The sequence below is a fragment of the Franconibacter sp. IITDAS19 genome (genome assembly GCF_023079515.1).
GTDB lineage: Bacteria > Pseudomonadota > Gammaproteobacteria > Enterobacterales > Enterobacteriaceae > Franconibacter > Franconibacter pulveris.
This window is the reverse complement of record NZ_JALJCP010000002.1, coordinates 241,142-261,267: the sequence shown is the minus strand read 5'-3', so window position 1 is coordinate 261,267 and position 20,126 is coordinate 241,142. Positions and strand designations below refer to the sequence as shown.

Genomic DNA, 20,126 nt, shown 5'->3' with positions numbered 1-20,126 from the left:
ACATTGCCTCACTCGGTTACTGCTTAGCGCCGCCCAGCACGGTCTGCGGCTGCCACTTGCCGTCCACCACTTTGTAGACGGTAAAGCTTGGGTTCTTCAGGTTGCCTTCTTTGTCGAAAGCGATAGTGCCGGTGACGCCGGAGTAGCTAATGGCGCGCAGTGCGGGCAGGTAGTCGCTGGCGTCGACGGAATCGGCTTTTTGCATCGCGGCGACCAGCACGCGGGTCGCGTCATAGGCGAACGGCGCATGCAGTTCAATGCCATGTCCCCAGCGCGCCTGGTAGGCCTGCTCGAAAGCCTTACCGCCCGGCATCTGCTCGACCGGCAGGCCTGGCTCCAGCGCCACCACGCCTTCGCCTTCTTTCTGCGCAAGCTTGAGGAAGGTCTGGCTGACAAAGCCGCCTGCGCCCATCAGCGTAGCGTTAATGCCAAGCTGCTTAATACGGCGGGCGAGTGGCGCCGCCTGGCTGTCCACGCCGCCAAAGAAGATAAGATCCGGATTTTTACTGCGAATGGCGGTCAGTACCGCGCTGAAATCCACCGTTTTCTCATCGACGTACTGGCGATCGATGACTTTTACGCCCTGGCTTTCCAGCGACGCGATAAATTCGTCCGCCAGCCCCTGGCCGAAGGCGGTGCGGTCATCGATAACCGCGATGCGTTTGGCTTTAAGCTGCTGCACCGCATACTGGCCCGCGTAGTTGCCGCCATCGTCATCGTGGCCCATCACACGGAAGCTGGTGTCGAAGCCCTGTTTCGTATAGGCGTGGCCGGTGGCGACGGGGGCGACCTGCGCAATGCCTGCATCGTGATAAATGCGCGCCGCCGGAATGCTGGTGCCGGTGTTCCAGTGGCCCACTACGCCCGCCACGCCGTTATCCACCAGGCGCTGCGCCACGGCGACCGCGGTGCGCGGGTCGGACTGATCGTCTTCCGATTCCAGTTTGAAGGTCACCGCTTTGCCGCCGATAGTCAGATGCTGCTTGTTCACATCATCAATAGCCAGCTGCGCGCCGTTTTCCAGATCCTTACCGATACGGGCGGACGGGCCGGTCAGCGGGCCGGCCAGGCCTATTACCACGGTTTCGCTTTCCGCGGCGAGGCTCTGCGCGCCAGCCATCAGGCCAGTGAGCAGAAGGGCGGCATGCAATGCGTTCTTTTTCATTATTTTCATCGTGTTTCCCTGGTGTTGGTTATACGGGCGCTTCGCCCAAATAGATGTGTTGTATGGCGTCGTCGGTCAGGAGTTCTGCCGACGGGCCGCTGTGAACCACATTGCCGCTGTCCATGACCCACGCGCGGTCGGTCACTTCCAGCGCCAGTCTGGCGTTTTGTTCTATCAGCAGCAGTGTTACCTGCGCTTCGCGAAGCTCCGCGATAACGCTGAAAACCTGCTCGACCATTACCGGCGCAAGGCCCATGGAAGGCTCGTCAAGAATGAGCAGGCGCGGCTTGCTGAGCAGCGCGCGGTTAAGCGCTAAAAGCTGCTGCTCGCCGCCGGAAAGCAGGCCCGCCAGCTGATTCTGGCGCTCGGCAAGACGTGGGAAACGCTGAAAAATGGCGTCGATTTCAGCGCGCACGGTGACACTGTCACGACGAAGCCAGGCGCCCATTTGCAGGTTTTCCAGCACCGTCAGGCGATGAAAAATGCCGCGACCTTCCGGCACCATAACGATGCCGTCGTGCAGCAGCGCTTCGGGGCTGCGCTTTTTGATTGAACGGCCCTGGTAGCGGATATCGCCGCCAAAAGGTTGCAGGCCGGTGATGGCCCGCACGGTGGAGCTTTTGCCCGCGCCGTTGGCGCCAATCAGCGTCGCCTGTTCGCCAGGCGCCAGCGAGAAATCAATCTGGCGTACCGCCTGGATGCCGCCGTAGTGCACGTCCAGTTTTTCAACGCAGAGTAAGGGTTCAGACATGGGCAGCGCCTCCCAGATAAGCCCGGATAACTTCGGGGTGGCGGCGCACCGTTTGCGGGTCGCCCTCAGCGAGCACGCGGCCATAGTCGAGCACCGTCAGGCGATCGCAGGCGCTCATGATGAGCTTGACGTCATGTTCGATAATCAGAATGGTTTTGCCGTCGTCGCGAATGCGCTCCAGCAGCCCCTGCAGCGCCACTTTTTCCGCCGCGTTCATGCCGGCCGCGGGCTCATCCAGCGCCAGCAGTTTCGGGTCGGTAGCCAGCGCGCGGGCGATTTCCAGCCGCCGCTGGTGGCCATAGGCCAGGTCGACGGCGCGGTAGTGGGCGAATTTAGCGATGCCGACATACTCAAGCCAGCGCCAGGCCTGGTCGCGGGTTTCCGCCTCTTCACGGCGGGCGCGGGCGTGGCGGGTAATGGCGGCCCAGACGCCGTTGCGGGTGCGCACGTGGCGGCCTACCATCACGTTTTCCAGCACGCTCATCTCGTTAAACAGACGCAGGTTCTGAAAGGTACGGGCGATGCCCGCCCGGGTGACGTTCTCTATCGCCTGCGGCGAATAGGGCAGCCCGTCGAGGCGGAACTCGCCGCTGTCGGCGCGGTAAAGCCCGGTAATCAGGTTAAAACAGGTGGTTTTACCTGCGCCATTCGGGCCAATCAGGCCGTAGATCTCCCCGGCGTTAACGGTAAGCGACACATCGTTTACCGCCAGCAGGCCGCCGAAGCGCTTGCTGAGGTGTTGCACGCTAAGCAGAGACATCACTATTTCTCCTTACGGGCAGGCCACAGGCCGCCGGGGCGATAGAGCATTACCAGCACCAGCGCGAGGCCGTAGAAAAGCTGGCGCAGCACTTCCGGGTCCACTACCACTGAACCAAACAGCGCCTGTTGAATCGGCGCAGCCTGGCTGCGTAAAAATTCGGGCAGGGCGCAGAGCAGCACCGCGCCCAGTATTACCCCCGGGATATGCCCCATGCCGCCCAGCACTACCATCGCCAGCACGACGACAGACTCCTGAAGAGTGAAGGATTCCGGCGAAACGAATCCCTGGAAAGAGGCGAACAGCGCGCCCGCCACCCCGCCAAAAGAGGCGCCGAGGGCGAAGGCCAGCAGCTTAAAGTTACGTACGTTAATGCCCATGGCCCGCGCCACGTCTTCATCTTCGCGAATGGCGTGCCAGGCGCGGCCGACGCGGGAGTCCTGCAGCCGCACGCAGAGAAAAATAATGGCGATAATGATGGCGGCGAACAGGTAGTACCAGAGATAAAGGGAGGAGAACTTCACGCCAAACCAGGTGTGCATGCCGCTGAACTTCAGGCCGAACAGCGAGAGTGTATCAACGCCGGAAATGCCTTTCGCGCCGTTGGTGATGTTCACCGGGCGGTCGAGGTTGCGCATCAGCACGCGAATGATTTCGCCAAAGCCGAGGGTGACGATAGCCAGATAGTCGCCGCGCAGCCGAAGCGTCGGCGCGCCGAGCAGAATGCCGCAAAGGGCCGCCGTCAGCGCGGCGAGGGGCAGCAGCAGGGGGATGGAAGCATGCAGCCCATCCGGGAAATAGCTAAGCAGCGCCGGAAACGCCTCCGTCAGGTGCGGCGAGGCGAGCAGCGCCGTCAGGTAGGCGCCCACCGCGTAAAAAGCGATAAAGCCCATATCCAGCAGGCCGGTAAAGCCCACCACAATGTTCAGCCCCAGCGCCAGCATGATATAGAGCAGCGCGAAGTCGAACACGCGCACCCAGTAGTTGCCGCCTACGGCGCCCGCAAGCCAGGGCGCTATCAGTAGACCGGCGATAAACAACGCCATGCCGGGCCAGACGCGCTTCACCGGCAAAGACGTTTGCAACGTTGTGTCAGTCATGATTGCTCCTTATGCCCGCTGCGCCACGCGTTCGCCCAGCAGACCCGCCGGACGGAACACCAGCACCAGAATCAGCACCATAAACGCGAAGACATCCTGATAGTTGCTGCCGAAAACGCCGCCAGTCAGCTCGCTCAGGTAACCTGCGCCGAGAGATTCGATAAGGCCGAGCAAAATGCCGCCGACCATCGCGCCGCGCAGGTTGCCGATGCCGCCCAGCACCGCGGCGGTAAACGCTTTGATGCCCGGCAAAAAGCCCATGGCGAACCCGGCGCTGCCGTAGTTGCTCGCCATCATCACCCCGGCAAGCGCGGCGAAAGCGCCGCCGATGGCGAAGGTGAGGGTGATTATCTGGTTCGGGTTAACGCCCATAAGGCGTGCTACCTGCGGGTTTTCCGCCACCGCGCGCATGCCGCGCCCGAGCCGGCTGTATTCCACCAGCAACCACAGGCCGCCCATCACCGCCAGCGCCAGCGCGACGGTGACAATGCCCGTGACGGTAATAATGGCTGGTGGGTGTTCCGCGCTGCCCGCCGTGACCGCGATAGGATCCATCGGCAGGATTTGAGGGAACATCAACGGGTTGCGCGACCAGATGAGCATGGCGACGGTTTGCAGCAGCACCGAGACGCCAATGCCGCTAATCAGCGGCGCAAGCCTTGGCGCATTACGCAACCGGCGATAGGCGAAACGCTCCACCGCCATCGCCAGCAAGGCGCAAACCGACATCGCCGCCAGCAGGGCCGCCAGCAGCTGTGCGAGAAGGGGAAGCCCGGGGAAATGGGCGCCGAGCGCGTTCAGCGCAGATAGGGTGGTCAGCGCGCCGACCATCAAAATATCGCCGTGCGCGAAGTTAATGATGCGCAGAATGCCATACACCATGGTGTAGCCGAGCGCGATCAGCGCGTAGATGCTGCCAAGCATTACGCCATTTATCAGTTGTTGCAGGAGTGTATCCACGGTGCTTTTCCAGCAGGTTACATTTCGGCACTACCATCCAACAGGCTGATATCTTTGTAAAATACTCAATATTTATTTCTTATTATCAATCCGCTGTTGACTAACTTATTGAATTGGTGTGATTTTAAAAATCATAACGTTCTAATTTTACGGCAAACAGATCAACATATGAGAAAAACAGAACAATCAGAGGCGCTGGCGGCGGGTGAAAGCAGCCTGCCGAACGATCCGCCGCTGCGGGCCGTCCGCGCTTTTGAAGCCATCGCCCGACACGGCAGCGTGACGGCGGCGGCGCAGGAGCTGGCGATTTCGCCCTCCGCCGTCAGCCATCAGTTGCGGGTGCTGGAAAGCTACCTGCAGGTGCCCCTGACCAGCCGACAGGGGCGCAGGCTGGTATTGAGTCCCGAAGGGCGCGACTACTACCGTTCTATTCGCTCGGCATTCTCCGTTTTACGGCGCGCAACCGAGCATTTGCTGGATCAGTCTCACTCCCGGCAGGTGACCATCAGCCTGATCCCGCTCTTTGGCATGGGCTGGTTTATTCCGCGGCTGCCGCGCTTTATGCGCGCCAATTCGCAAACGGAAATCAACGTGCTTTACGCGAACCACCGTAATTACCTGAGCGACGCTTCGGACATGTCGATTCGCTTCGGCAAGGGGCAGTGGACGGGTTATCAGACGGAGAAACTCATTTCCGGGCGTATGGCGCCGGTTTGCAGCCGCGCGTTTCTGCGTCTGCACGGGCACATCGACACCCCGCAGCAGCTGGCGCAGATGCCGTTGCTGCATGACGAGGAGCGCAGCACCTGGACGCAGTGGTTTGAACAGCAGGGCGTGCGCAAGCCGCTGCGTCACGGCGGGCCGATGTTTGAGGATGGGCTGCTGACGCTTGCCGCCGTGCAGGCGGGCATGGGCTGCGCGCTGATGCGCGAGCCGCTGATAGCGCCTTATCTGCAAAGCGGCGAACTGGTAAAAATCTTCAATGAAACGGTGGATGACGGCCGCGATTATTATCTCTGCGTGCGCTCGGACAGCGAAATGTCAGAAGCAGGCCGCCTGCTGCAACGCTGGCTGCGGGAAGAGGCGGCGCAAGAGGGGTAAATGCGTTACGCCGCCTCTTCCCGCAGGCGGAACTGGCCGGGCGTAACGGCGTAGCAGCTTTTAAACGCCCGCGTAAAGGCCGCCTGGGTCTGGTAGCCGCAGGCTTCCGCCACGCGGCCTACCGCCATGTCGCCGTTTGCGAGCAGACGGGCCGCCAGCGCCATGCGCACCTGCGTCAGCCAGACTTGCGGCGTGACAGCGTAACGGCTGGCGAAGTGGCGGGCAAAGGTGGCGCGGGAGAGAAAACAGCGCTCCGCCAGCCCTTCCAGCGTCCATGGCGCGGCGGGCTCGCTGAACACGGCCGCTACCGCCGGGGCGAGGCGTTTGTCCGCCAGCAGCGCCAGCATGCCGGGCGCGTTCTCGTGAAGCAGGGCGCGCAGCAGCAGCGTCAAAAAGGTGGCGGTGAGCTCGCGCACAATGGCGGCGGCGCCCGGCTTGCCGCTGAGACTCTCTTCACCCAGCATCGCCAGCAGGGCGCGCAGCGAATGGCAGTCGTCGCGCGCTGCGGTTTCCACCCGCACTACGCCGTCTGCGCCATCAAAAAGCAGCGCGCCGTTTACCCCAAAATGAAATTCGCCGCAGAGCAGTTCTAGCTCGCCGCCTTCGCCTTCGGTCATCACTTCGGTAAGCGTGCCGTTGTGCCGCCGGGTTTTTGTCGCAAGCGCGCCTTGCCGCGCCAGGCTGCTGAGTAAATGCGGCGAACCGTGGGGCAGCAGTAAGACATCGCCTGCTTTAACCCTGATGGTTTGACCCTTCGTCTCCAGTAGCGCTTCACCTGCAAGGATAGCGTGCCAGGGCATAACCCCTGCGGGCGTTTGCGGGTGGTCGGCTTCCCAGTGCCCGGCGAAGCGGCAGTGCTGGTCCACGGCGCCGTGCGGCGCAAGCAAAGCAATAAGCTGACTGAGCGTATCCATAATCCTTCCTGAGACGATAAGACAAAAAGCTAAGACGATGGGCGGCAGAAGCGCGCGGGCGGCAGCGGTACTCTACAGCCATCGCCAACAGGGCGGAAACCAACAACTTAACAGGAGCATATCATGAGCCGTTTACAATCCATCAACCCGGAACAGGCCACTGGCAAAACCGCGCAGCTTTTCGGCGCCATTAAATCCGCCATGGGCAAAGTGCCGAATGCCTATGTGACTATCGGCGCTAACTCGCCGGAAGTGCTTTCCCAGGCGTTGCAGCACAACGCCGCGCTGCGCAAAGGGGCGCTGAGCGCGAAAGAGCTGGAGGCGATTAACCTTTCGGTAAGCGAAGCTACCGGCTGTGATTATTGCCTGGCGGCGCATACCCTGATGGCGAAAAAAGCGGGCTTTACGCCTGAACAGATTAAAGCGCTGCGGGCGGCTGACTACGCTGAAGACAGCCATTTCGACGCGCTGACCCGCTTTGCCCGCACCGTCGTCACCACCCGCGGCACGCTGCCCGCCGCAGACGTGGACGCCCTGCGCGCCGAAGGGTTTACCGATCAACAGGTGGTGGAAATTATCAGCGCCATCAGCGCGATTTTGTTCACCAATATGATTAACCGCGTGAACGACACGGTGGTGGATTTCCCGAAAGCGGATTGAGTTGCCTGCAGGGTGCAGGTGAGGTGAGTGAAAGGGTACGCGGGTTTTCTCCCTCGTCCCTTTTGGGGTGAGGGGGGTAGGCGGCTCAGGCCCTGAGCCTTACTCTCTCAGGAGATATGCGCCGGCGGTAGGGTTACGTTCGCCAGAGCGTTGTCTTTATATGTCACCTCCTCTCACGCGAACGTGTTAAGGGGGCTCGCCGCCGCCCCCTTAACAATCCCGGCTCCCGGCTCGCAAAATCGCCCGCTGAAGCGGGAAACCTCATCTTTTCCCCGCTGGCTTTGGGTCGGGCATGACAGTGTTTACTCGGCCCATCAATGGGCCTCGCCCCTTCGGGGCCAACGCTTTGCGTTGTTCAAAAACGCTCCCGGCGTTTTTGTCCCTGCACCGACATGACCTCACGCCGGGTCCAGCCGGTGCGCCCCGGCTACCGTGAAAAAGCTGAGGCGATTTCGAGGCCGGACTTGTCCTCCCCTTCAGCGTTTTATTCTGTTGCAGGAATTGTTTCGCTTTAACGGCTGGGATACAGCCGTGCCGTCATTTATCCCTCACCCTAAAGGGGCGAGGGATAAAAAACAGCAAGTGGCGCTGCGCTTGCTCGCCCTCCGAACCACCAAAACGTGTCCTGCCCTACAGCAACACCACCATGATTATTTTCGTCAGCCTGTCAGCGGTGACGTTTATCCGGCCTCAAAATCGCCTTCCGGGCGGGCAGATGGCCGGGGCACGCCGAAGGGAACCGGCGTGAGGTCATGTCGGTGCAGGGATGCACCGTCAGGACCGACCCGAAGCCAGATGACAGACCGGAAGGTCTGCCCCGAAGGGGTCGATTTTGCGTGCCGGGAGCCGGGGTCGCCAGGGGGCTGGCGGCGAAGCCCCCTGGCACGTTCGCGTGAAGGAAGGGTACATATGAAAACAACATTCTGGCGAACGGAACAGTTCACCGCCCGTGCATATATCCTGAAAGAGTAAGGCCCAGCGCCTGAGCCGCCTGAGCCGCCTGCGCCCCTCAAGCCCCTCCCATTTATAAAACTGGTTCATAAGACCATGCGAAGTTATCGGCCTAATTCCGCAGGCCCGGCTTTGTTAGGGTAGAAGAGGATTTAAGCGCTTTTAAGGAGCAGAAAATGAAAATTACCCACAGCGGTTCACAACCTTCCATACGCGGACCTGAAGAATGGTTTACCGGCCAGGTGCGCATCGACTCGCCATTCCGGGTGCCCGGGCAGGCGACGCGACGCCCGAAACCGCCATGACGCATATCGCTATCGCAAAAAAGTAAACGGCAGCCCCGTAGAATGAATGGAAAAGGTCAGTGCTGAGCAGTATAAGAAATGAGCAGTACAAAAATTAATCATCGTCTCGTTTCCTGGAGGAGAAGGCCATGACTAAGAAAGTGCTCAGCTATGCTGTCCGGACTGCAAAAAGTCCGCTCGGACCGCTTGAAATCACCCGTCGCGATCCGCGCCCTGATGATGTGGTGCTGGAGATACTCTACTGCGGCGTTTGCCATTCGGATTTGCACCAGGCGCGCAACGACTGGGGATTCAGCCACTATCCCCTCGTGCCCGGACATGAAATTATCGGCCGCGTCAGAGCGGTGGGCAGCGAAGTGTCTAAGTTCAAAGTGGGTGAGTATGCCGCTATCGGCTGCATGGTCGACGCCTGCCGCGACTGCGACCCCTGCAAGAAGGGGCTTGAGCAATACTGCGTAAAGGGTTGCACTCAGACCTATAACGGTTTCGACAGGCATGATCATCAGCCGACCTATGGCGGCTACTCTCAGTGTATCGTCGCCTCTGAAGCGTTTGTGCTGAAGATCCCTCCCGGGATGAATCTGAAGTCGGCCGCGCCGCTATTATGCGCGGGCATTACCACCTGGTCGCCGCTGCGGCACTGGAACGTGGGCGAGGGCAGTAAAGTCGCGGTGATAGGGCTTGGCGGCCTGGGCCATATGGCGATAAAGCTTGCCCGCGCGCTGGGCGCGGAAGTGACGCTGTTTACCCGTTCGCCCGGGAAAGCAGATGACGCCCGCCGCCTCGGCGCGCACAACGTGGTGATTTCCACTGACCCGGGGCAGATGGAGTCGGTATGGGGAGCGTTTGAACTCATCATCGACACCGTGCCTTATGAGCATGACATCAACCCCTATATCATGACGCTGCAAGTAGACGGCACGCTGGTCTTTGTCGGTCAGTTAGGCAACATCAACCCCACCGCCAATACGGTGGCGATGATCATGGGGCGACGTGCGCTGGCGGGCTCCGCCATCGGCGGCATTGCGGAAACCCAGGAGCTGCTCGACTTCTGCGGCGAACACGGCATTACGGCGGAGGTAGAGATGATCCGCATCCAGGATATTAACGAAGCGTGGGTTCGTTTGGAGAACAGCGATGTGAAATATCGCTTCGTCATCGATATGGATACACTGAAAATCCCCTGATGAACGCCGCTTCCTTCAGGCCCTGCGTCGCGCGGGGCTTCTTGTTATTGCCTCGTCTGCGTTATATCCCTTCGCTATAAACGTCGGCTGCGCTGGCATATCTTCCTCCTGGCGTCCAGGCTTAAGGGCGTGTTCAATCACAACAGGAGAAATGTATGTCCTTACAATATGCGGAATGTATCGAAGCCTGTTACGACTGCGCCGCGGCCTGCGACTATTGCGCCGCATCCTGCCTGAAAGAAGAAGACCCGGGCATGATGCGCGACTGCATCCGTCTGGATATGCAGTGCGCCAACCTCTGCCGCCTGGCGGCGCAGTTTATGGCGATGGGAAGCACCTGGGCGAAATCAGTTTGCCAACTGTGTGCCGAGATTTGTGAAGAATGCGGCAAAACCTGCCGTCAGCACCCGATGGATCACTGCCAGAAGTGCGCCGACGCCTGCCTGCGTTGCGCCAAACTCTGTCGCGACATGGCCTGATGAGCATGCGCCCCCTGCGGGCGCGTTTTCATGCTTTCGTCGCTTTTCACGCCTTGCGCAAATCAGCCTGGGTTTAGCTTTTCTCTGTCAAATCAGCCAAATGTCTTAAAGCGCGCGCTTTGCGTTCAGTGCTTTACTTTCTCTTGCCCCTGAAAAACACAGTCGACGTGATTAACCCTCACCGAATGCGGCCGGCTGCGATTACAATGAATAAAAAAGGAAGCGAAGATGAGCCGAAGCCGAGCTGATGTCATTATTGATCGCATACATAACGCGCTGAGCGGCGACCCGCTCTACGCCACCAATTTGCTTTACCAGAGCCTGGAGTCCGCCTCTTTTGGCATGGTGAAGGTGGTGGTGTTTTTCTTTCAGGTGGCGGATAACGATCTGAGCGCGGATATGTCTGCTCGTGAAGTGCTGGCGCGGCTGCATGATGAAGGTATTTTTGTGGCGTTTCACAAGACCCGTCGCCGCGAAGGCGAGCGGCTGCTCACCGTCAGCCAGGCGCTGAATACGGAAAACTTCAACTATACCTATGGCAATTTGCAAGGGTTCACTCGCCTGTGGCTTATTAAAACCACCGAAGCGGAGAGAGCGCTGCGCGACATGAAAGCGCAACAGAAAAACGTGGTATTCAGGCACTAATTGTTATCGAACCGCGATCGGTTCACTAATCTTTTACTACGCTATTTCAGGCACCTTTGCGGTTGCGTGGCCCGGGAGGAAGCAGGCGGCGCAACGGCTCTCCTTCATTCCACTGGAGCCTGATATGGAAAGAGACGCACCGCCACGTCGTTCAGCGCTTGCGCTGACGCTCTATGAACTGCTCAACCCGCTGCCGCTCGGTTTTTTCGCCGCCGCCTGGCTATTCGACATCCTCTATATGAAAACCTTTCAGGTGTTCTGGAACCAGGGCGCCAGCTGGTTAATTCTCTTTGGGCTGCTTATCGCCATTCTTCCCCGGCTCATTAACCTGGTGCAAACCTGGTGGGGCCGCAACGGCGCTTATGTGCGCGCTTACCGCCTCGACTTCTGGCTGAATCTGCTGGCCATCCTGCTCGCTATTCTCAACGCCTTTATTCATAGCCGCGACGCGTATGCCGTGGTGCCGTTTGGCGTTATTCTCTCCACGCTGGTGGTGCTGCTAATCAGCATCGCTAATGTTCAACTGGCGCTGCGCACCCGCGCATAAGGAGCAACGATGAGAGCGTTAGCGATTGCTGTGTTGTCCGCGCTGCTTGTGGCGGGCTGTAATGATGATTCCGCCATCGACCCGGCAAAGCAAATCGGCCCGAACCCGGCGCTGCCCGAGGCGAAGAACTTTCTGATGCCGCCGATGCAGGTGCCTGAAGGGGTGCCGTGGAAGGCGGGCGAAATGCCGAAAGTCGCCGAGGGGTTGAAAATTGAAAAAATCGCCGAGGGGCTGAAACATCCGCGTCAGGTTTATGTGCTGCCAAATAATGATGTGCTGGTGGTGGAGGCCAACGCGCCGAAAGGCAAACCGGTGGGATTCCCGAAATCGCTTATCATGGGCATCGTGCAGAAGTCCTCCGGCAAAGGGGGCGAGGGCGGCGACAGCATTACGCTGCTGCGCCCGACGGCGGGCGGCTGGGAAAAACATCGCTTTCTTGAAAACCTGCATTCGCCTTTTGGCGTGCAGCTTATCGGCAACACGCTGTATGTGGCGAATGCCGACGGGCTAATGACGTTCCCTTATCAGATTGGCCAGACGCGCATTACCGCGCCCGGCGCGCTGCTGACGGAACTGCCCGGCGGGCCGATAAACCATCACTGGACGAAGTCGCTGCTGGCGAGCCCGGACGGCAGCAAGCTTTACGTGGGCGTCGGGTCGAACAGCAATATTACCGAAAACGGCATCGGCGCGGAGTACCGGCGCGCCGCGGTGCTGGAAGTGGACGCCGCCACCGGCGCAAGCCGGATTTACGCCAGCGGCCTGCGTAACCCAACCGGCCTGCAGTGGGAGCCGCAAAGCGGCAAGCTGTGGGCGATTGTCAACGAGCGTGATGAAATTGGCTCGGACCTGGTGCCCGATTACCTCACCTCCGTGCAGGAGCATGGCTTCTACGGCTGGCCGTGGAGCTATTTCGGCCAGCATGTCGACGAGCGCGTACAGCCGCCGCGTCCCGATATGGTGGCAAAAGCGATCAAGCCCGATTACGCCATCGGCTCTCACGTGGCGCCGCTGGGGCTCGCTTTTTCCGGCGCGAACGGCCTGCCGGGCTATGAAAACGGCGCTTTCATCAGCGAGCATGGCAGTTGGAACCGCAAGCCGCTTAACGGGTATCGGGTCATCTGGGTGGCGTTTCGCGACGGCATGCCGGTAGGGACGCCAAAGACGGTGGTCTCCGGTTTTCTTACCGATGACGAAAAAGAGGTGCGCGGTCTGCCGGTGGGGCTGGCGATGGACAGCCGCGGCGGGCTGCTGATTGCGGATGACGCCGGAAATATCGTCTGGCGCGTGAGCGCGGCGGGCGGCTAACCCAGGTTTCGCCGCCAACGCCTGCCATAGAATAAACTGACCGGGGGAGGGGAGGGGCGTACGGCAGTCCCACAGGAAAAAACACCTGAGCGCCCGTGGCGGGCAAGCATAACGCTGCCCGCCGATGCGCTGCTTGTTCGGCTTAACCAACCTTGGGCAGCAGGCCCGCCGCCATCAGCGCCTGGATCGCGATGATGCCCACGCCGCACGCCACGACCAGCGCCAGCAACGGCTTACCTCCCGCGACTCGCCATGGCTGGCGCGGCGTTTGCTCGCGGCTTTTCCAGACCAGCAGCGCCGGGATAATCAGCGCCAGTATGGCGAGCGCGACCCCGGCGTAGCCGAGCGCCATCACAAACCCCTGCGGATAAAAGAGCGCGAACGCGAGCGGCGGGAGAAACGTAATCAGCCCGCTTTGCAGGCGGCCGCCCACTTTACGGCTGCGCTGGAACATGTCGCTCAGGTAATCAAACAGCCCGAGCGATACGCCAAGGAAAGAGGTCGCCAGCGCGAGATCGGCAAACAGATGCACCGCCAGCTCCACGTGCGGGGAGGCCACTACCTGACGCACCGCCTGTAACAGGCCGTTAAGCCCGGCGTGGTTCGCCAGCAGGTGGTTGAAGGTCGCGGAGTCGATGGCGCCAAGCGTCGCCAGTTGCCAGAAGAGATAGGCGACGAGCGGAATGGCGCTGCCGGTAATAAAGACCAGGCGCAGCTTGCGAATATCGCCGTTCAGATAGCTGACGATGCTCGGCACGCTGCCGTGAAAGCCAAAAGAGGTAAAAATCACGGGAATAGCGGAAAAGGCGAGGCCTTGCTCAAGCGGCATCGACAGCAGATTCGCCCGGTGTACATGCGGCATCAACAGCGCCAGCATGACCAGCAGTAAAACGATCTTGGCGCTAAAAAGCAGACGGTTAAACAGGTCTACCATGGTGGTGCCGATACAGACTATTGCGCCAGCCACTACCGTGAAAAGCAGTACGCCTGTGGAAGGCGAGAGCGGAATAGCCAGCCAGTCGCTGAAGCTTGCCGCCAGCAGCTCGCCCGCGCCGCTGATATAGGCGGCGGTCAGGGCGTACATTAAAAACAGCATACTGAAGCCCGTCAGCCACTGTCCGGGCCGACCGAGATAGCGCCGCGCCAGCGAGCCAAGGCCCGTATCCGCCGGTACATGCTGATACACTTCCACCAGCAGCAGGGCGGTGTAACACATCAGCGCCCACATGCCTATCAACAACAGCAAAGTGATACCCATTCCTACCCCGGCGCTGGCAAGCGGCATTGCCAGCATACCGGCGCCAATAGTGGTGCCCGCCACGATAAAAACACTGCCAAGAGTGCGATTCTTCACGCTTCCCTCTGAAACTACGCTCACAAAAAATAATGGCGCGAAGGGTAAGGGATTCACGTCCGGGCGTCAAACCGCAGTGACAAGTATTGTCACCCCAGCTTTACACCTACAGAGGGCGAACCAGCTGGAACAGGGAAGGGGAATGCGATAATCTTTGCGGCGTTTACGCTTCGTTAAAATCACTACTTTCCCGATAAACCTACCGCTTCGTTAAATTAACCAACTTTCTCATTGGCGGGATGTCACATTTTTGCCCTCCGCATAATCCAGCGCGATCCAGCCTGTGCTTAAAGCCCGCCGACTGCGCAGGGCGGGGATCGAAAAAGATCTTATTTGCCGCTTAAGTGGTTAAAAAGTAGCCCACCGGATCTGTTAGATAACAGCCCTGACTGTGGATAAAGTGTTGGTAAAAGCGCCTGTGGATAAACTGTGTTGAAAATTTGCGCTGAGCACGCGAGAACGAGAAAGGTGCAACCCCGACGTCGCCGCCAGGGTTGTTCAGAAAACGGTACAAACCCGGGGTCGTCAGTAACGGCCTGGTGGCGTGAAAAGACGCAACGGCGAGCGTAACAATCGCCCGGGGGTTTGCGCCCGGTCATCGTTTAGCGCGCTGAGAAAGGCGTTAGCCCACCAGTGATGGTTGTAGTGGCAAACCTGCTGACGCAGCTGTTGATGGCGTCTTTTGCGTTCCGCCAGCGGCATGGAGAGCGCGGAATGCAACGCGTCGCAAAGTTCGCTGGGGTCATAGGGATTAACGAGTAACGCTCCGCTAAGCTGTTCGGCGGCCCCGGTAAAGTGCGAAAGGATAAGCACGCCGGGGTCCGCCGGGTTTTGCGCCAGAATGTACTTTTTCGCCTCAAGCGACATCCCTTCGCAAAAGGGCGTAAACAACGCGACGCAGGATTGCGCGTAGAGCGTTTCCCGCCACGCCGGCGCCAGCGGCTCGTTATGCAAATAGTTGACCGGCGACCAGTTGAAATCGCCGTAGCCGCCGTTGAGTTCGCCGCAGAGCCGTTCAAGCTGCTGGCGCAAACCTGGTGTGAAGCAGGGCGATTCCCTCGCCAGGTCGCAGACCTGAACCAGCGTAACGTCATGCAAATATTGCGGGTGCTGCTCCAGCAGCTGACGTAGCGCGGCAAGCCGCCAGGCGATGCCGCTGGCGTCGCTTATCACATCGGTGCTGACTATCCAGCGGGGTTTATGCTGGGGCGTCGGGACGGGCGGCGCTGACGAAGGCGCTACGCCGCAGGGGAAAACGCCTACCCGCAGCAGGTGGCCGTTTACGCGAAACAGCGTCTCCGTCACCTTTTCCGTGCGGTAACGGCGTGAAAGCCAGGTAATGAAATGGCTGGCGTCGTTACGGGACTGAAAACCCAACAGGTCGTAATAAAAGAGCGACTGCATCAGCCAGTCATGCTCCGGCAGGGCGCGAAAAATTTCGCCAGGGGGGAACGCATGGTGCAAAAAGAAGCCGCAGCGGTTTAAGTACCCTGCTTCCTTCAGATTTCTCGCTACCGCCATCAGATGATAGTCGTGCGCCCATACCCTATCGTCCGGGCAGAGGTGCTCCGCTATTCGTTCCGCCACCTTTTCGTTGTAGCTGCGGTAAGCCTGAAAGGCGCCGGGCTGATAAACCGCGAGATCGGGGCGGTTGTGAAATACTGGCCACAGCTGCTTATGCACATAGCCGTGATAGTAATCGCCATATTCCTGGTCTGAAAGGCGCCAGTTAACCAACTCACAGTCCGCCAGCTCGCGCTGGCTGACGGCGTTTTGCTCATCTTTGCCTGTCTCGCCATTCCAGCCCAGCCACAGCGCTTTGTGCTGTTTCGCCACGCCATAGAGCGTTTCGGTTAACGGGCGGACGGGCGCCTTGTGCAACACGTCGCAATGGTTGCTCGCCATAATAAGTCGGGACATCATTTCTCCTGATGAGGATCTCGCGCCGCGCAGGCGACGGTTCAGAGCCGCCAGGCTTTTTCCGCCTCGGTGACTTCATGTTCAAAACGCGCCAGCGCTTCCCGCTTGCTGGTCAGCCACAGGCGGGCGAAATCGTCGCCCAGCTGTTCACGCAGCCAGGGCGAGAGCGCAAAAAGCATTAACGCGTGCGGCTGGTTGGTTGGCAGCGGCGGCGGGGCGGCGTCCGCAGGTGGCAGCCCGGGCGCCTTATCAAGCCCGTAGAGCATGGCCGCAAGCAGCGTGGCGACAACCAGATACGGGTTAGCGTCCGCGCCCGCGAGGCGGTATTCAAAACGCCGGGCTTTAGGAGATGAGCAGGGGACGCGTATCGCCGTGGCGCGATTGTTATGCCCCCAGCCGGAAAAACGCGGCGTGGCGAGCATCGGGCGCAGGCGCCGCCAGGCGTTAACGTTGGGCGCGATAAGCGCCAGCGAAGCGGGCATCAGCGCCAGCACCCCGGCCATGGCGTGCAGCATGATTTCAGGTAACGCCTCCGGCGGCCCGGCGAAGAGGTTCTCACCCCGGGCGTTATTCAGGCTGATATGAAAATGCATGCCGCTGCCTGCTTTGTCGCTGTGGGGTTTGGCCATAAAAGTGGCGCTATGGTGGTGCGCTTGCGCAAGCTGGCGAATCAACCGTTTCATCGCCAGCACGTTATCGCAGGCGGCGAGGGGGTCATCGGTATGGCGAAAGTTAAGCTCATATTGCCCGCTTCCCGCCTCGGCCACGATGCCGGTCAACCCGCGGGTCTGTAACCCGGCATGACGTTCAATGTCGGCAAGCAGGGCGGCAACCGACGGCGCGCCGTCAATCTGGAAGAAAGGCCAGGCGTCTGCCGCCGTCTCTTCCGGCGTTTCGCTGAGATAAAACTCCATTTCAGGGGCGATGACCGGATAAAGCCCGCGCTGGTGAAACGTATTCAGCACCCGCTGGAGGATAACCCGCGGCTCCAGCGGGCAGGGCGCGCCATCCTGCTCGCGCATGCTCAGCTGTAACTGCGCGTAGCGTTTCGGGTCTTTCGCGCAGGGTTTTAAGGTGCCCGGCACCGGCAGACACAGGCGATCCGGCTCGATGGCGGAAAGGGCATCATCGCCGGCTTGAACAATCTGGCCGTCAATCTCCGTGGCGTAGAGCGAAAGCGGGAAGTAGCACCCCTCCTCAAGAGATAACAGCGCCTCGACGCCGATTTTTTTGCCGCGCGGTCGGCCATGACAGTCATACAGATAAATATCGATAAACTCCGTCTCAGGATGTTCGCGCAAATAGGTCATTGCCTCCTGTGCGAAAGTGACAGTGGGCGGCGCGTAGTTTTCCGCCAGCAGCCTTGAGTGAAACATCATGGAGAACATGGCGGGCTCCGGTGAAGAGAGGGTTTCGGCCGCGGCGGCAGCCGGTTTTCGAAAGCGGCCTCGCACGATTTTTGTCGTCATAGCAGGGTCTTTGAGTGATGCCTTTCGGCGGTAAAACTAGTCTGGCGTTTTCTCAGGCAGGTTGTTGTAAAAAAAGCATAAAAAGCGCGTCCTGGAATATAAACACGATATAAACGCGGCGGGGAACGGGCGAAAAAAAAGCGGGCTCGTGTCGCATGCCCGCGTTAATAAAGGGAGGTCTAACGTTGCGGCGCCTTGTCTCTTTCATCACGCATGGCGAAAGAGAGCGTCTGGGACGGCTCAAAAAGCGACAGGCTTTCAATCTGGTCGAGCAGGATAACCTTACGGAAATCCAGCGCGGTGCGCGGTTTCGAGGTCAGCGTAATATTATGACGCTCATACCAGGCGCTGTAATTATGCTCCACTCTTAAGTCCAGCGTCTGGTGGTCGCGGTAGCCGCTCAGCATCGGGATTAACACGATGTTGTTGGCGTCTTCGCGGTCAAACGTCGCGGTGTGGATCATTCCAATGTAAATGCGCTGCGATTTCATCGTCACCCACGCCAGTTCGCCTTGCTCCATACACTGATAGAGCAACCCTTCCACGCCGTTCGCCCGGGACAGGTGCTTGTAAAGCTCCCGACGCCCGGCGCTATCGAGCCTTGCGCTGCGCGCCCAGTTTGAGCGGTAAAGGCAAAACAGTATGGCGAAAGCGAGCATGATTACCACGGGCGCCTGGATGCCAAGAAAGCTCCAGTTCATAAACGTCATGTGGTAACGATGATCTTCTGGGCCGAACCATTGCGGAAACTCGTTCATCGTCATTGACGTCAGCAGCAGCAGCAGCCAGAGAATGGCGGTGGCCAGAATACCCTGAAGCACGAAAATACAGCCGTTCAGCGCCACCAGAAAGTAAACGTCCCAGCCGGACGTGCGTTTAAACTGAAACCGGGTAGAAAGATCCCGGCTGGTGTACCAGTAGCCGCACACCATCAGTACCATAAAAATTGCTGTTCCCATCTCAGGCTCGCTTTAGCGCTTCAACATGGCGGGCAAAATCATCCTGCACCGCCTGACAATGAATATTCACCGACGCGTTGCCGTCTTCATCGATAAGAATACGATCGCCGTCATCGATAGAGTCTTGTATCTCCTCATGGCTGATGACCTGCAGCAGTTTTTCCGGGCTATTAAAAAGCGATAAAAAAAGTCGTTTCATCTTTTCCTCCGACCAAAAAGTATAGAGAGCCTGCATTAAGCAAGGGAATGGCCAGTCTGCTTTTTAAGAGATATCTCCGTCCGCCGGGCTTTTTCCCGCCTGTTTTTACGCTTTAAATAGTTAATGATTATGAGTATGATTCTCATTTGATGTGAAAAGCGGTTTCACTTCCGTTTTGTAGGGCGCTAACAACAACGAACGCCGCGCTGGCGGCGAATAAGGCACGCTGTGCCGCTATTTAAAAAGGAAAAAGCTGTTATGACCATGAAACCCTGCGCGCTCGCGCTGCTGGCGGCGTTTGCCCTTGGCGGCTGCGCGGCGCAAAAAACGGCTCAACCGCAGGCTGCCGCCGTTCCCGCCGCGCAGACTGCCCAAAAAACAGATTTACTCCAGCGTGAGCTGGCCTATGGCGTTTATGAGCTGGTGGAAAACCCGCAAAACCACGCGATTTACGTGGCGACGGCGCAATCTTTCAAAGAGGTGCAGGGCGGGGTTATCTACAAGCTGGACCCGAAAACGCTTCACACCCTTGGCGAATCGCATACCGATCTGAAAAACTTTGGCGCGGCGCAGGATGCTGAAGGCAAAACCCTGTTTGTTACTAACTCGCTTGATGGCGGCATTAGCGCTATCGATACCGCTAACGGCAAGGTCAAAGGCCGGCTGCTGTTCAGCGAGCGCAACGAGAAAGGCTTCCCCTACGGCGCGCGGGAAATCCTCTGGCGCGATGGGCTGCTTTATGTGGGCGGCGTGGGTGATCCGGCCGTTATCTGGGTAGTGGATGCCGAAACGCTGAAGCTGAAAGCGCGCATTAAAAACGCCGGCAAGTGGGTGACTGGCCTGCACTTCTCGCCCACCACAAACCGCCTTTATGCGGCAAACGGCGGCGGTGAAATACTCGTGATTAACCCGCGCACCAACCGCATCGAAAAACGCTGGAAGCCGCTTGGCGAAAAAGAAGCGCTGCTGCTGAATATGGCGGAAGACCCGGCAACCGGTCGCCTCTTCGTCACCGATAATTCCAAAGCGAAAACCACGCTGGTGCTGGATATCCGCACGGGCCATCTCATTAAACAACTCGATACCGGCGACTCGCTGGCGGTGAAATTCAACGCTAAGCGTAACGAGCTTTACCTTACCCAGCGCGAATCGGGCAAGCTATTGAGCCTCGACGCCACCACTTATGCGCTGAAGCAGAGCTGGGATTTGAAGCCGAACCCCAACAGCCTGCTGGTTTCCGCCGACGGCCAGACGCTTTACGTCACCGTCAAACAGCCGTTTAACAAAGACCACTCCACCAAAGGTCTGGACCGCATCGTTCGCATTTCGCTTTAAACCGTCATTTTTTCGGCCCGGCGACGGGCCTTTTTGCGCACTTTTACAGCAAGGTAA

The 20,126-nt window shown here is 59.2% G+C and carries 20 protein-coding genes; 9 read left to right on the top strand and 11 right to left on the bottom strand.

The features are described from left to right. Nucleotides 1–16: 16 nt before the first annotated feature. From MT962_RS07110 to MT962_RS07090, 5 genes are read right to left on the bottom strand one after another with little or no spacing between them, the layout of a single operon-like run. The gene (locus tag MT962_RS07110; RefSeq protein ID WP_247365272.1) at nucleotides 17–1,174 is read right to left on the bottom strand and encodes a branched-chain amino acid ABC transporter substrate-binding protein; all 1,158 of its coding nucleotides are present in this window, start codon (nucleotides 1,172–1,174) and stop codon (nucleotides 17–19) included. Nucleotides 1,175–1,193: 19 nt separating this feature from the next. Further along, nucleotides 1,194–1,916, bottom strand: a complete 723-nt coding sequence (locus MT962_RS07105; RefSeq protein ID WP_247365271.1) for an ABC transporter ATP-binding protein — start codon at nucleotides 1,914–1,916, stop codon at nucleotides 1,194–1,196. Then, complete coding sequence (locus tag MT962_RS07100) at nucleotides 1,909–2,676, bottom strand: ABC transporter ATP-binding protein (RefSeq protein ID WP_024561819.1); 768 nt, start codon at nucleotides 2,674–2,676, stop codon at nucleotides 1,909–1,911. Before MT962_RS07100 ends, MT962_RS07105 begins: the two co-directional genes overlap by 8 nt. A gap of 2 nt (nucleotides 2,677–2,678) precedes the next feature. Continuing rightward, complete coding sequence (locus MT962_RS07095; protein WP_048888844.1) at nucleotides 2,679–3,776, bottom strand: ABC transporter ATP-binding protein; 1,098 nt, start codon at nucleotides 3,774–3,776, stop codon at nucleotides 2,679–2,681. Nucleotides 3,777–3,785: 9 nt separating this feature from the next. Continuing rightward, nucleotides 3,786–4,736, bottom strand: coding sequence for a branched-chain amino acid ABC transporter permease (locus MT962_RS07090; RefSeq protein ID WP_024561869.1), 951 nt, complete (start codon nucleotides 4,734–4,736; stop codon nucleotides 3,786–3,788). A gap of 168 nt (nucleotides 4,737–4,904) precedes the next feature. Between MT962_RS07090 and MT962_RS07085 the strand changes: the two genes are divergently transcribed. Continuing rightward, the gene (locus MT962_RS07085) at nucleotides 4,905–5,837 is read left to right on the top strand and encodes a LysR substrate-binding domain-containing protein (RefSeq protein ID WP_024561870.1); all 933 of its coding nucleotides are present in this window, start codon (nucleotides 4,905–4,907) and stop codon (nucleotides 5,835–5,837) included. Nucleotides 5,838–5,842: 5 nt separating this feature from the next. Here the strand turns inward: MT962_RS07085 and MT962_RS07080 are convergent, their stop codons facing one another. Next, the gene (locus MT962_RS07080; protein ID WP_247365270.1) at nucleotides 5,843–6,751 is read right to left on the bottom strand and encodes an AraC family transcriptional regulator; all 909 of its coding nucleotides are present in this window, start codon (nucleotides 6,749–6,751) and stop codon (nucleotides 5,843–5,845) included. Nucleotides 6,752–6,874: 123 nt separating this feature from the next. Between MT962_RS07080 and MT962_RS07075 the strand changes: the two genes are divergently transcribed. The 7 genes from MT962_RS07075 to MT962_RS07050 all read left to right on the top strand — a co-directional run bounded on the left by MT962_RS07075 (nucleotide 6,875) and on the right by MT962_RS07050 (nucleotide 12,833). Continuing rightward, the gene (locus tag MT962_RS07075) at nucleotides 6,875–7,411 is read left to right on the top strand and encodes a carboxymuconolactone decarboxylase family protein (RefSeq protein ID WP_048888847.1); all 537 of its coding nucleotides are present in this window, start codon (nucleotides 6,875–6,877) and stop codon (nucleotides 7,409–7,411) included. A 1,127-nt stretch (nucleotides 7,412–8,538) separates the two neighbouring features. Further along, complete coding sequence (locus MT962_RS22220) at nucleotides 8,539–8,667, top strand: hypothetical protein (RefSeq protein ID WP_268743696.1); 129 nt, start codon at nucleotides 8,539–8,541, stop codon at nucleotides 8,665–8,667. A gap of 128 nt (nucleotides 8,668–8,795) precedes the next feature. Then, nucleotides 8,796–9,854 carry an NAD(P)-dependent alcohol dehydrogenase gene (locus MT962_RS07070; protein WP_024561345.1) on the top strand — a complete coding sequence of 353 codons (1,059 nt, stop codon included), beginning with the start codon at nucleotides 8,796–8,798 and terminating at the stop codon, nucleotides 9,852–9,854. Nucleotides 9,855–10,009: 155 nt separating this feature from the next. After that, on the top strand, nucleotides 10,010–10,333 hold the full coding sequence (locus MT962_RS07065; RefSeq protein ID WP_024555652.1) for a four-helix bundle copper-binding protein: 324 nt from the start codon (nucleotides 10,010–10,012) through the stop codon (nucleotides 10,331–10,333). Nucleotides 10,334–10,561: 228 nt separating this feature from the next. Beyond that, nucleotides 10,562–10,978, top strand: a complete 417-nt coding sequence (locus MT962_RS07060) for a hypothetical protein (protein WP_024555651.1) — start codon at nucleotides 10,562–10,564, stop codon at nucleotides 10,976–10,978. Nucleotides 10,979–11,102: 124 nt separating this feature from the next. Continuing rightward, complete coding sequence (locus tag MT962_RS07055; protein ID WP_247365269.1) at nucleotides 11,103–11,525, top strand: DUF2231 domain-containing protein; 423 nt, start codon at nucleotides 11,103–11,105, stop codon at nucleotides 11,523–11,525. 9 nt (nucleotides 11,526–11,534) lie between these two features. After that, nucleotides 11,535–12,833, top strand: a complete 1,299-nt coding sequence (locus MT962_RS07050; RefSeq protein WP_247365268.1) for a sorbosone dehydrogenase family protein — start codon at nucleotides 11,535–11,537, stop codon at nucleotides 12,831–12,833. Nucleotides 12,834–12,975: 142 nt separating this feature from the next. On the opposite strand, the gene tyrP is transcribed toward MT962_RS07050, so the two are convergent. The 5 genes from tyrP to MT962_RS07025 all read right to left on the bottom strand — a co-directional run bounded on the left by tyrP (nucleotide 12,976) and on the right by MT962_RS07025 (nucleotide 18,734). Continuing rightward, nucleotides 12,976–14,187 (bottom strand): tyrosine transporter TyrP, encoded by a 1,212-nt coding sequence (gene tyrP / locus MT962_RS07045; RefSeq protein ID WP_247365267.1) that lies wholly within the window; start codon nucleotides 14,185–14,187, stop codon nucleotides 12,976–12,978. A 525-nt stretch (nucleotides 14,188–14,712) separates the two neighbouring features. Further along, a complete protein-coding gene (locus MT962_RS07040) occupies nucleotides 14,713–16,107 on the bottom strand; it encodes a trehalose-6-phosphate synthase (RefSeq protein ID WP_247365266.1) in 1,395 nt (464 codons plus the stop codon). Between the two features lie 41 nt (nucleotides 16,108–16,148). Continuing rightward, entirely contained in the window at nucleotides 16,149–17,576 is a 1,428-nt protein-coding gene (locus MT962_RS07035; protein ID WP_348773169.1) for a glutamine synthetase family protein, read from the bottom strand. A gap of 179 nt (nucleotides 17,577–17,755) precedes the next feature. Further along, the gene (locus MT962_RS07030) at nucleotides 17,756–18,535 is read right to left on the bottom strand and encodes a hypothetical protein (protein WP_024555645.1); all 780 of its coding nucleotides are present in this window, start codon (nucleotides 18,533–18,535) and stop codon (nucleotides 17,756–17,758) included. A gap of 1 nt (nucleotide 18,536) precedes the next feature. Next, nucleotides 18,537–18,734 (bottom strand): hypothetical protein, encoded by a 198-nt coding sequence (locus MT962_RS07025; RefSeq protein ID WP_024555644.1) that lies wholly within the window; start codon nucleotides 18,732–18,734, stop codon nucleotides 18,537–18,539. Between the two features lie 258 nt (nucleotides 18,735–18,992). Here MT962_RS07025 and MT962_RS07020 point away from each other — a divergent pair, with 258 nt between their 5' ends. Further along, nucleotides 18,993–20,069 (top strand): YncE family protein, encoded by a 1,077-nt coding sequence (locus MT962_RS07020; protein ID WP_247365264.1) that lies wholly within the window; start codon nucleotides 18,993–18,995, stop codon nucleotides 20,067–20,069. Nucleotides 20,070–20,126: the final 57 nt, after the last annotated feature.

Bases quoted from the DNA above. Each gene is read 5' to 3' on its own strand.
- MT962_RS07110 (WP_247365272.1), bottom strand. From the start codon at position 1,174: ATGAAAATAATGAAAAAGAACGCATTGCATGCCGCCCTTCTGCTCACT.
- MT962_RS07105 (WP_247365271.1), bottom strand. From the start codon at position 1,916: ATGTCTGAACCCTTACTCTGCGTTGAAAAACTGGACGTGCACTACGGC.
- MT962_RS07100 (WP_024561819.1), bottom strand. From the start codon at position 2,676: ATGTCTCTGCTTAGCGTGCAACACCTCAGCAAGCGCTTCGGCGGCCTG.
- MT962_RS07095 (WP_048888844.1), bottom strand. From the start codon at position 3,776: ATGACTGACACAACGTTGCAAACGTCTTTGCCGGTGAAGCGCGTCTGG.
- MT962_RS07085 (WP_024561870.1), top strand. From the start codon at position 4,905: ATGAGAAAAACAGAACAATCAGAGGCGCTGGCGGCGGGTGAAAGCAGC.
- MT962_RS07080 (WP_247365270.1), bottom strand. From the start codon at position 6,751: ATGGATACGCTCAGTCAGCTTATTGCTTTGCTTGCGCCGCACGGCGCC.
- MT962_RS07075 (WP_048888847.1), top strand. From the start codon at position 6,875: ATGAGCCGTTTACAATCCATCAACCCGGAACAGGCCACTGGCAAAACC.
- MT962_RS22220 (WP_268743696.1), top strand. From the start codon at position 8,539: ATGAAAATTACCCACAGCGGTTCACAACCTTCCATACGCGGACCTGAA.
- MT962_RS07070 (WP_024561345.1), top strand. From the start codon at position 8,796: ATGACTAAGAAAGTGCTCAGCTATGCTGTCCGGACTGCAAAAAGTCCG.
- MT962_RS07065 (WP_024555652.1), top strand. From the start codon at position 10,010: ATGTCCTTACAATATGCGGAATGTATCGAAGCCTGTTACGACTGCGCC.
- MT962_RS07060 (WP_024555651.1), top strand. From the start codon at position 10,562: ATGAGCCGAAGCCGAGCTGATGTCATTATTGATCGCATACATAACGCG.
- MT962_RS07055 (WP_247365269.1), top strand. From the start codon at position 11,103: ATGGAAAGAGACGCACCGCCACGTCGTTCAGCGCTTGCGCTGACGCTC.
- MT962_RS07050 (WP_247365268.1), top strand. From the start codon at position 11,535: ATGAGAGCGTTAGCGATTGCTGTGTTGTCCGCGCTGCTTGTGGCGGGC.
- MT962_RS07040 (WP_247365266.1), bottom strand. From the start codon at position 16,107: ATGTCCCGACTTATTATGGCGAGCAACCATTGCGACGTGTTGCACAAG.
- MT962_RS07035 (WP_348773169.1), bottom strand. From the start codon at position 17,576: ATGACGACAAAAATCGTGCGAGGCCGCTTTCGAAAACCGGCTGCCGCC.
- MT962_RS07030 (WP_024555645.1), bottom strand. From the start codon at position 18,535: ATGGGAACAGCAATTTTTATGGTACTGATGGTGTGCGGCTACTGGTAC.
- MT962_RS07025 (WP_024555644.1), bottom strand. From the start codon at position 18,734: ATGAAACGACTTTTTTTATCGCTTTTTAATAGCCCGGAAAAACTGCTG.
- MT962_RS07020 (WP_247365264.1), top strand. From the start codon at position 18,993: ATGACCATGAAACCCTGCGCGCTCGCGCTGCTGGCGGCGTTTGCCCTT.